General features: G+C 61.4%; 7 protein-coding genes. 4 read left to right on the plus strand and 3 right to left on the minus strand.

Annotated features, from left to right (window positions below):
* Positions 1 to 1,396: sialidase family protein (locus tag V7080_RS20645; RefSeq protein WP_334190270.1), on the plus strand; the 1,396-nt coding region annotated here is incomplete at its 5' end.
* A gap of 53 nt (positions 1,397 to 1,449) precedes the next feature.
* Here V7080_RS20645 and V7080_RS20650 read toward each other — a convergent pair.
* Positions 1,450 to 2,175, minus strand: coding sequence for a Crp/Fnr family transcriptional regulator (locus V7080_RS20650; protein WP_334190271.1), 726 nt, complete (start codon positions 2,173 to 2,175; stop codon positions 1,450 to 1,452).
* 632 nt (positions 2,176 to 2,807) lie between these two features.
* On the opposite strand from V7080_RS20650, the gene V7080_RS20655 reads away from it, so the two are divergent.
* Together V7080_RS20655 and V7080_RS20660 are read left to right on the plus strand one after the other, a co-directional pair.
* Entirely contained in the window at positions 2,808 to 3,101 is a 294-nt protein-coding gene (locus tag V7080_RS20655) for a type II toxin-antitoxin system prevent-host-death family antitoxin (RefSeq protein WP_334190272.1), read from the plus strand.
* A 122-nt stretch (positions 3,102 to 3,223) separates the two neighbouring features.
* Complete coding sequence (locus tag V7080_RS20660) at positions 3,224 to 4,378, plus strand: zinc-binding dehydrogenase (protein WP_334190273.1); 1,155 nt, start codon at positions 3,224 to 3,226, stop codon at positions 4,376 to 4,378.
* 539 nt (positions 4,379 to 4,917) lie between these two features.
* Here the strand turns inward: V7080_RS20660 and V7080_RS20665 are convergent.
* Positions 4,918 to 5,223, minus strand: a complete 306-nt coding sequence (locus tag V7080_RS20665) for a BON domain-containing protein (protein WP_334190274.1) — start codon at positions 5,221 to 5,223, stop codon at positions 4,918 to 4,920.
* A gap of 306 nt (positions 5,224 to 5,529) precedes the next feature.
* Between V7080_RS20665 and V7080_RS20670 the strand changes: the two genes are divergently transcribed.
* A complete protein-coding gene (locus tag V7080_RS20670) occupies positions 5,530 to 7,119 on the plus strand; it encodes a methyl-accepting chemotaxis protein (protein ID WP_334190275.1) in 1,590 nt (529 codons plus the stop codon).
* 31 nt (positions 7,120 to 7,150) lie between these two features.
* Here V7080_RS20670 and V7080_RS20675 read toward each other — a convergent pair whose 3' ends face one another.
* The gene (locus V7080_RS20675) at positions 7,151 to 8,230 is read right to left on the minus strand and encodes an NAD(P)H-dependent oxidoreductase (protein ID WP_334190276.1); all 1,080 of its coding nucleotides are present in this window, start codon (positions 8,228 to 8,230) and stop codon (positions 7,151 to 7,153) included.
* Positions 8,231 to 8,539: the final 309 nt, after the last annotated feature.

Raw genomic sequence — 8,539 nt, forward strand, 5'->3', positions numbered from 1 at the left:
ATTCCCACCACCGACTGTCCAAACTCGACACCCATCCTCCCACGCGCACTCCCGCGTCGCCCGCATCATGACCCGTCCGCGCCCCGCGTTCCTCGCCATCCTCGCCCTGCTATCCCTGTCCGTTACCGCAGCGCCGGTCGCGTGGACAGACATGATCGAAATCACCACCGGCCCAGGTGAAAAAGGACCATGGGAACAGAACAATTCCCGCTATAACTATGTGGACGATCCGACGGTGTCGATCGACCCGCGCGGGAATGTCGCCGTGGCCTGGGTCGATCAGGCGCGCAAGGATGTGTTCTTCCAGCGCATATCCGCCGATGGCGGCAGGCAGCCCGCCGAACCGGTGAATGTCTCGCGCAGCGGCGACACCTTTTCCTGGATTCCCAAGATGGCGCGGGCGCCGGAATCGCCGGAACGCATCTACGTCCTCTGGCAGGAGATCATCTTTTCCGGCGGGTCCCACGGCGGCGACATGCTGTTCGCCCGCTCGGACGACGGCGGCGCGACTTTTTCGGAACCGGTCAATCTGTCGGGTTCAATCGGCGGCGACGGCAAGGGAAGGATCAATGCCAGGGTGTGGGAGAACGGCAGCTATGATCTCGTCGCCGGACCAGGCGGCGCGCTGTACGTGGCATGGACCGAATATGACGGCCCGCTGTGGTTCGGCCGATCGATCGACGGCGGAAAGAGTTTCACGCCGCCGCAGCGAATCACCGGCGGCGGAACTGCGAAGCCGGCGCGCGCGCCTTCCCTTGCGCTCGGCAAGGACCGCACGCTTCACCTCGCATGGACGACTGGCGAAAACGACAACGCCGATATCCATGTCGCGCAATCCGCCGACGGCGGCGCGACGTTCGGCGAGCCGCAGCTCGTCGCGCCGGGAAAAGGGTACGCCGATGCGCCGAGGCTCGCGGTGTCGCCGGACGGTGTGCTTCATCTCGTCTACGCGCAAAGCAGGGGCGGCCCGTTCGACAGGTATCGGATCCGCTATACCCGGTCCGCCGACGGACGACGGTTCGATGCGCCGCGCGAGATATCGGCGCCGCTGCCGAACGGCGTCGACAGCGCCGCTTATCCTTCGCTGGGCGTGGATGCCGCCGGCCGCCTCCATGTCATCTATGAATTGTTTCCGGACCATCGCGGACGGCCGCGCGGACTCGGCATGTCGGTTTCCGCCGACGGCGGGAAAACGTTTGGCGCGCCGGAAGTCGTGCCGCACAGTGGCGACCCCGCCGGTGGCGGAAACGGCAGCCACCAGGGATTGCTGACGGCAAAGCTGGCGGTGAATCGCGACGGTGGCGTGGCCATCGTCAACAGCAGCCTTGCGCCAGGCAGGCATAGCCGGATATGGCTGATCCGTGGAGAAACCACGGCGGCGAAACCGGGCCGTTAGGGCCGGCAACGGTATGCCGGCGGCAGGCGAAGATGAATAGCCTGTCCGCCGATCTACCTGTCCGGGATGCCGAGCATTTTCCTGAACTGATCCTGAACGATCGCATAGCATTCGCAGCAAGCCTCCTCAAGCTCGGCCCGGTCCAAGATCGACATCCTGCCCCGGCTGTACCGGATGAGTCCCGCCTGCTGAAAGGCGCTGGCGACGAGGCTGACGCCCGGACGCTGCACGCCGAGCATGGTGGCCAGGAACTCCTGCGTAAGCTGGAAATCGTCGCCGTCCACCCGGTCGTGTGTCATCAGGACCCAGCGCGCGAATCGCGCTTCGATGGTGTGCAGCCGGTTGCAGGCGACGGATTGCGCGATCTGGCTGAAATAGACCAGCATGTATCGCTGCGTGACGCGGCGCAGCGGCGTATCGCCATGGATGGCCTCGATAAAGTCATTGGCCCGCATGCGCAGTGCATCGCCGTCGATCTGGCAGATCGTGGTTTCCGTCCAGTTGTTTCCGCCAGCCAGCACCTCGATGCCGAGAAACCCCTCCCGGCCGATCGTGCCGATCTCGACGGCCGCGCCGTTCACCATATGGGCCAGGACAGACACGACGGAACCGACGGGAAAATACACATGGGTTGGAAGAGCGCCCCGCTGCGTCACGACGTCCTTGATTTTCAGGCTGACCCGTTCAATTCGGGGCGCAAGCTGCCGGTAATCGGCATCGTCGAGCAGGGAAAGCAAGAGATTGCCGCGGTGGTGCGCGGCACGGGAATAAGCGGACATGGGACCTTCATTGGGGTGGTGTTGTGCACACCGAGGGGAAAAGGCCCAACAGCGGCGTCGCGACTTAGGAGATATTTCAGCTCGTGATTGCAGGATTACCTTTGTTATACGCTGATGTCCACTGCATGGATATGGCCCGCACGGCAATATTCCCCGCCTGCATGTCAATGCTTTGCGCACCGGTTTTCGCGCGGCTCCGGGCAGCCTGCCGCACGAGCATGGCTGGCGCGGAAAGCACTGCATTCCGGACCGTCCCGATCAGTCTCCTTTTCACCGTTCGTGTCCATGACGATATCGATCCTGCTGCCGATGTAATGACGTTCATGTAACGCGCCTGTGGTCGATGTGCGACATAACCCATGCCCCGGTGACGTGATCGACGTGTCTGCATTCTCGACTAAATGTTTGGCATTGCCGCTGAATCGAGAAACTGAAAGCCTTGAATCCGGTCTTACTGATAACACGATGCGCATCCGGGCCCTATGTACGGATGCTTGTACTGCCGGATTCCGTGATGATGCGCCGGCACGCTGTTATTAGTCGTCGCGATTTGTCTGCCAGCGTACGGTACTAAGTAAACCGCGGTGCCAATATTGATCTCACATTCCTCTTTTTCTGCGATTGCTTGAGTGATGACTACCGCCGCAACCACACCCGTTTTCAATGCCAAGGACGCCAAGATGCGTTTCGGCCAGCTGCTCGATGCCGCGATGAACTCGCCGGTCGCCATCACCCGGAACAATCGACACGTCGCGTACATCATTTCCAAGCGCGATTTCGACGCCATGGCGACACGCATGGCGGCGCTGGAGGCCCGGCTGGCGGAAGCCGAGGCGGACCACGCGGCATTCGAACTGGCGCTGCGGGCGAATGCGGAGTCGGTCGCATCCCTTCTTCCCGTACCGGAAGTCGCGCTGCATTACTGACGCCGCATCTCCGGCGCGGCACGGGGCCGGCCCGCCTTCCGGCGGCATACCCGCAAAACTCTTCGGTGATAACATCGGCACGATCAATCCGGCCGCATTTCATTTCATCGAGGAGACAGCACATGAGTTCGAACACGGAAAAAACCGCGCTGCAATTGCGCTCACTCGTCAAACGCAGCGGCGAACTGGAACTGTCGCTCGTCAGCGTTCCCATACCGACACCCGGACCGGACGAAGTCCTGGTGCGCATCGAAGCCTCGCCCATCAATCCGTCCGACATCGGGCTCCTGTTCGGCGCGGCCGACATGAGCGCGGCGAAGGTCACTCAATCAGCAGATGGCCCGGTTGTCAGCGCGCCGATTCCCGAAAAGGGCATGAAGAGCATGGCCGCCCGCGTGGATATGTCCATGCCTGTCGGGAATGAAGGCGCCGGCGTGGTGGTGGGCGCCGGCTCATCCGGCGCGGCGCAGCAATTGATGGGGAAAACGGTCGCGGTATTGGGCGGCGCGATGTACGCGCAGTACCGCTGCGTGCCGGTGGAGCAGTGCCTGCCGCTGCCCCCGGGAACGACCGCAGCGGAAGGCGCATCGTCCTTCGTCAACCCGCTGACGGCGCTCGGCATGACCGAAACCATGCGCGCCGAAGGGCACAAGGCGCTGGTGCATACGGCGGCCGCCTCGAACCTCGGCCAGATGCTGAACCGGATCTGCCTGCAGGACGGGATCGATCTCGTCAATATCGTGCGTTCGCAGGAGCAGGTCGACTTGCTAAGGCAGAACGGCGCGAAGTACGTCTGCAACTCCGGTTCCGACACCTTCATGCAGGAACTGACGGATGCGCTGGTCGCCACCGGCGCCACCATCGCCTTCGATGCCATCGGCGGCGGCAGGCTTGCCGGACAGATCCTGAGCTGCATGGAAGCGGCGGCAAACCGGACCGCCAAGGAATACAGCCGCTACGGTTCGACGACCTTCAAGCAGGTCTACATCTACGGTGGCCTGGACACCCGGCCGACGGAAATCGTCCGCGACTTCGGCATGACCTGGGGCATGGGCGGCTGGCTGCTGTTTCCGTTCCTGCAGAAGATCGGCCCGGCGAACGTGGCGCGGCTCAAGCAGCGTGTCGCCGCCGAATTGAAGACCACCTTCGCTAGCAATTACACGAAGGAGATTTCGCTGCAGGAGGCGTTAAGCATGGAGGCCATCGCCGCCTATGGCAAGCGCAGCACCGGAACGAAGTACCTCATCAATCCTTCAAAGGGATCGACCGGGCAGTAAAGGACAACGGGGCAGGGTGCTTCCGAGACAGGGAATTTTCCGCGCTGCAAACGAGGGAATGAAAAAGGCTCCGCAACGGCGGAGCCTTTTTGCTTGGGCCGGGTGTTTCAGACCGCGACGACGCAGGCAGCCATCAGCGCCAGGGAAGAAACACCGATCACTACGGCAGTAGTGCGAATCATCAAATCGGCAATGTCACGGAGCAGCATGTTGAGATCAGGGAAGAAATTGGATGGAAGCTCTACGTTAGCAAGTACGTTTCCCATAAGCAAGGTGCAAAGATCAAGCTTCCGCGTACTGTTGCAAATTCGCCGCTACTCTCTTGCGCTTTCGGCAGGCAAGTCCAAATTGCGGTTGCCGTTATCAGCACACATGGCGGGCAAGCCGTAGGGAATCCGCCCGCTCTTCGCGGTGCCGGCGGCGGAGTGGAGGAGGGTGGATAGCGGCAGAATTGCCCGGTACCATCCGTTGCCGGAAGGAACCGGGTGAATGGCAAAGCTGCCTGCCGGTTTGCAGATACGAATCGCTGCTGAAACGGCCTATTGGCCGGATGAAGTCTGGCTGCGCACCTGCAGGTTATTGAAGACCTGCTGCACGCCGCTGACCTTGAGCGCGGCTTGTCCCGCGTCCTGCTTCTGTTTTTCGCCGTCAATGAAACCGGACAGGATCACTACGCCCCTTGCAGTCTCGACATTGACGTTCTGGGCGCTGCCGATGCCTTCCGTCCTGGCGATATCCTGCTTGATCTGGCTGGCAAGCTGGGCATCCGGATTCTGGGTCGAAGAAGCGCAGGCACTCAGGGCCAGTGCCGCGCTCACTAAAGAAATGGAAATAGCAGTTTTCATGACAACTCCTTTTTATGGTTGAGTGGGTTTGTTCAGCCTGAAAACAAGCTTTATCCGTAGTACGTCCATGCGGACGTAAAGTTCCCTTATCGAAGCAATAACCTTTTGCCGTTGACTTCACCGGAGCAATCATCTGTGGCCGAACCGGTATGTCGGGTGCGTGACAGACGAATCCTTACAGCATAAAAATGCCTTCGGTTCCGACCGAGTAGGCGTAGACTGCATAGTTGCACCTGTGAAAGATCATAAGAACAACAATGTCAATATGGAGCAGTCGTTTGAAACCATCGTCGCGAGGAGCCGACAATGAAATCAATACCAATGGGGAAGCTGCGTACCCTCCTGACCGGATGCCTTGCCGTCGTACTGGGAACAATTGCGGCCAGCGGGGTAATCTGGATGACAAAACCCGCAGCAAGCGCTATATCGGTTGCGGCCGCGGCCGCGGCCATCGCCTCGGTGATCGCGGTGATTGCTTTCGCGGCCTTCGGCCGGCAACGCGGCAACAATTTTTTCCGGCGCTTTGCGACCATGGGAAACGAAATCGACCGCATCATGATCGGTGCCGCCGAGACATCGTTTTTCGTCGATTCCATCAAGAAAAAGGTTGACCAGGAACTGCACACGACGGAGGAAATCGTCAGGCAGACGGACCATACGGCGGCAAGCACGGTGCGCATCGCAAACAATGCGGAGCGCGCGTCCAGGGTCGCCGCGGATGTGCGCAATGAAAGCGCGGCGGGGCGCTCCGAGGTGGACCGCGGGCTGCACCAGATCAATGAAGCGCGGAGCAACGCGGCGGCCGCTTCCGAAACCATGGCCGTCCTCCAGGAAAAGGCGAAGCAGATTCACACGATCACGGAAGTGATCACCGAAATCGCCATGCGCACCAACCTGCTCGCATTGAACGCCGCGATCGAGGCGGCCCGCGCGGGCGAGCACGGACGCGGCTTTGCCGTCGTCGCCGGCGAAGTGCGGCAGCTTGCGCAACGGACAAAAACCGCGACCGACGATATCCGCAACATGGTGCGCGGCATCAATGACGAAGCCGAGCGCGCGGCGACCGGCATGGCGCAGGTGATGGACAAGGTCAGCGAAGCCACCGGCAACGTCGAACGCGTCCATGCCTTCCTGTCCACGATCGAATCCTCCGCCAGCTTGTCGGAAAGCGAAATCCACCAGATCGCCGAAGCATCGCGGGAACACGTGGAAACCACCCGGCGGATCGCCACGGCAATCTCGCGCATCCGCGACGGCATCGTGGCGACGAGGGACGGTTTGCCGGAGGCAACCACATCGGCGATGCAGCTTTCCGAGCGAGGGGAAAGCCTGTTCGATACCTTGTCGCAGTGCGACGTGCCGACGACGCACGACGCCGTCCGGCGTGTCGCCGAACGCGCATCGAAAGCGATCGGGAAGCTGTTCGAGGAAGCGATTGCGGACGGCCGGATCAGCCAGCAGGCCTTGTTCGACCGCACCTACACGCCGATCCCGAATACCAATCCGCCGAAGCACACGACGGCATTCGACGCCTTTACCGATAAGGTGCTGCCGGCGATACAGGAAGCCATTCTGGACGAGATGCCGCAACTCGCGTATGCCGGTGCCGTCGATGACCGGGGATACTTTCCGACGCACAACCGGAAATTTTCCAGGCCGCTCACCGGCGACTACGACATCGACCTGGTGAACAACCGCACCAAGCGGATCTTCAATGACCGCACCGGATCACGTTGCGGCTCGAATACGAAACCCTTCCTTTTGCAAACCTATAAAAGGGACACCGGCGAAGTCATGCACGATCTGTCCGTGCCCATCTATGTCGGCGGCAAGCATTGGGGCGGATTCCGCATCGGGTATCGTTCCGCCGAGACGTCCCCGGAACCGAAGGCCTGATGGCCGGCCGCCTCCGGCCGTGACAAGGATGTCAGCGTGCTTTCCCGCGCAGGCGTTCCCCGTCGCTTTTCTGCGGCGACATCGTCACATCCTTGTTCAGTCCGAATTCCTCCTGCACCCGCGGCGATGATCCCTGCGGGGCGTGCCCGGTCCGCATCGATATATCGCGCCACCAGAGCTTGACTTCGTTCCAGCGATGCGCCGGGCGCTGGTAGCCGTATGCCCGGTATCTCCCCGGAGGGACCTTGCCCTTGGCGGCGACGAATCCGGCGAAGCGTGCCGTCCATGCATCGAATTCCGCGAGGAATGCCGCATCCTGCGCCATGTGCTCGGCCTGGGTATCGCTGTAGATCCTGCCGCTGCCGAAACTCTGGTAGTGCCACAGGTCGTCCGGCACCTCGATGCCGGAGAACCGGGATTGCCATACCAGCGGCGCATAGGTTTCCCGCTGGTCTTTCGGCTCGTCGTCCGGATTGAAGTAGTGCGCATGCGCCGCGCTGATATAGCGCGGCCGGCCAGATGCGTCGCGCTCCTCAGTCGCATCGTCGCCATAACAGAAAAAGCCGGCGCTGCGGCCTTCCAGGTGGTTTAGCGCAAGCTCCTTCCATTCCGGCGCATGCTCCAGCTGCATCGCCAGTTCCGGATTCTTGTGCTCGATCAGCTCCTCGCGCGGATTGCCGCCGTTCATGCACACGAGGCGGTCGAACATCAGCTTCAGGTTGGAGGTCGGGCCGTACCAGTTCACCGGACCGATGATCGCCCAGGCATCGGCGAGGTCCAGCCGCGCATACAGGTCGAGATCCCACATCAGGTCGGGCTCGTCCTTGTTGTCCTTCTCATAGCAGTTGCAGGGCCAGACGCACAGCGACATCGCGGTCGATGCGCAGGCGTTGCAGCTCTGGATACGCGCGCGGGCGAACACATTGCCGAGGTCCTCGTAATCAATCTCCCATTCCTGCGGCAGTTTCTCCGCCATCCGCAACATCAGCATGCGCGACTTGGAATCGACGCCTGGGCAGTTGTACTGGCGCCGGTCGGAACCGGAAATGATCAATACGCGGAAGGGACGTTCGTTCGGGGGCAGGCGGCCGTTGTCGTCGTTTGGAGTCATGATGGTCGATAGGGCGGTCTATGTAATGGTGGTCGGGTTGCGCGGCTGTCGCGTGCAGGCAAGACAGAAAAAGGGCCCGCTCACCGAGCGGGCCAACTCCAACTTCCTGGGGGTTAAACACTGTTGATCTGGTTGAGTGGATCGAACCGGCGTTTGAGAAAGTCGCTGCATCCTGATCCATCTCCGTAAGGTTCCCTCCCCCTCGTAGGGGGAGGGTTAGGGGTGAGGCAGGGGTTTCGTGCAGCATGCTGCACGCCTGCTGAACGGTCTGCGCCTGCAAGCGCAGATGCGTCCTGCAAGGAGGGGTGT

Origin of the sequence: Noviherbaspirillum sp. (genome assembly GCF_036846085.1) — a bacterium.
Classification (GTDB): Bacteria; Pseudomonadota; Gammaproteobacteria; order Burkholderiales; family Burkholderiaceae_D; genus Noviherbaspirillum.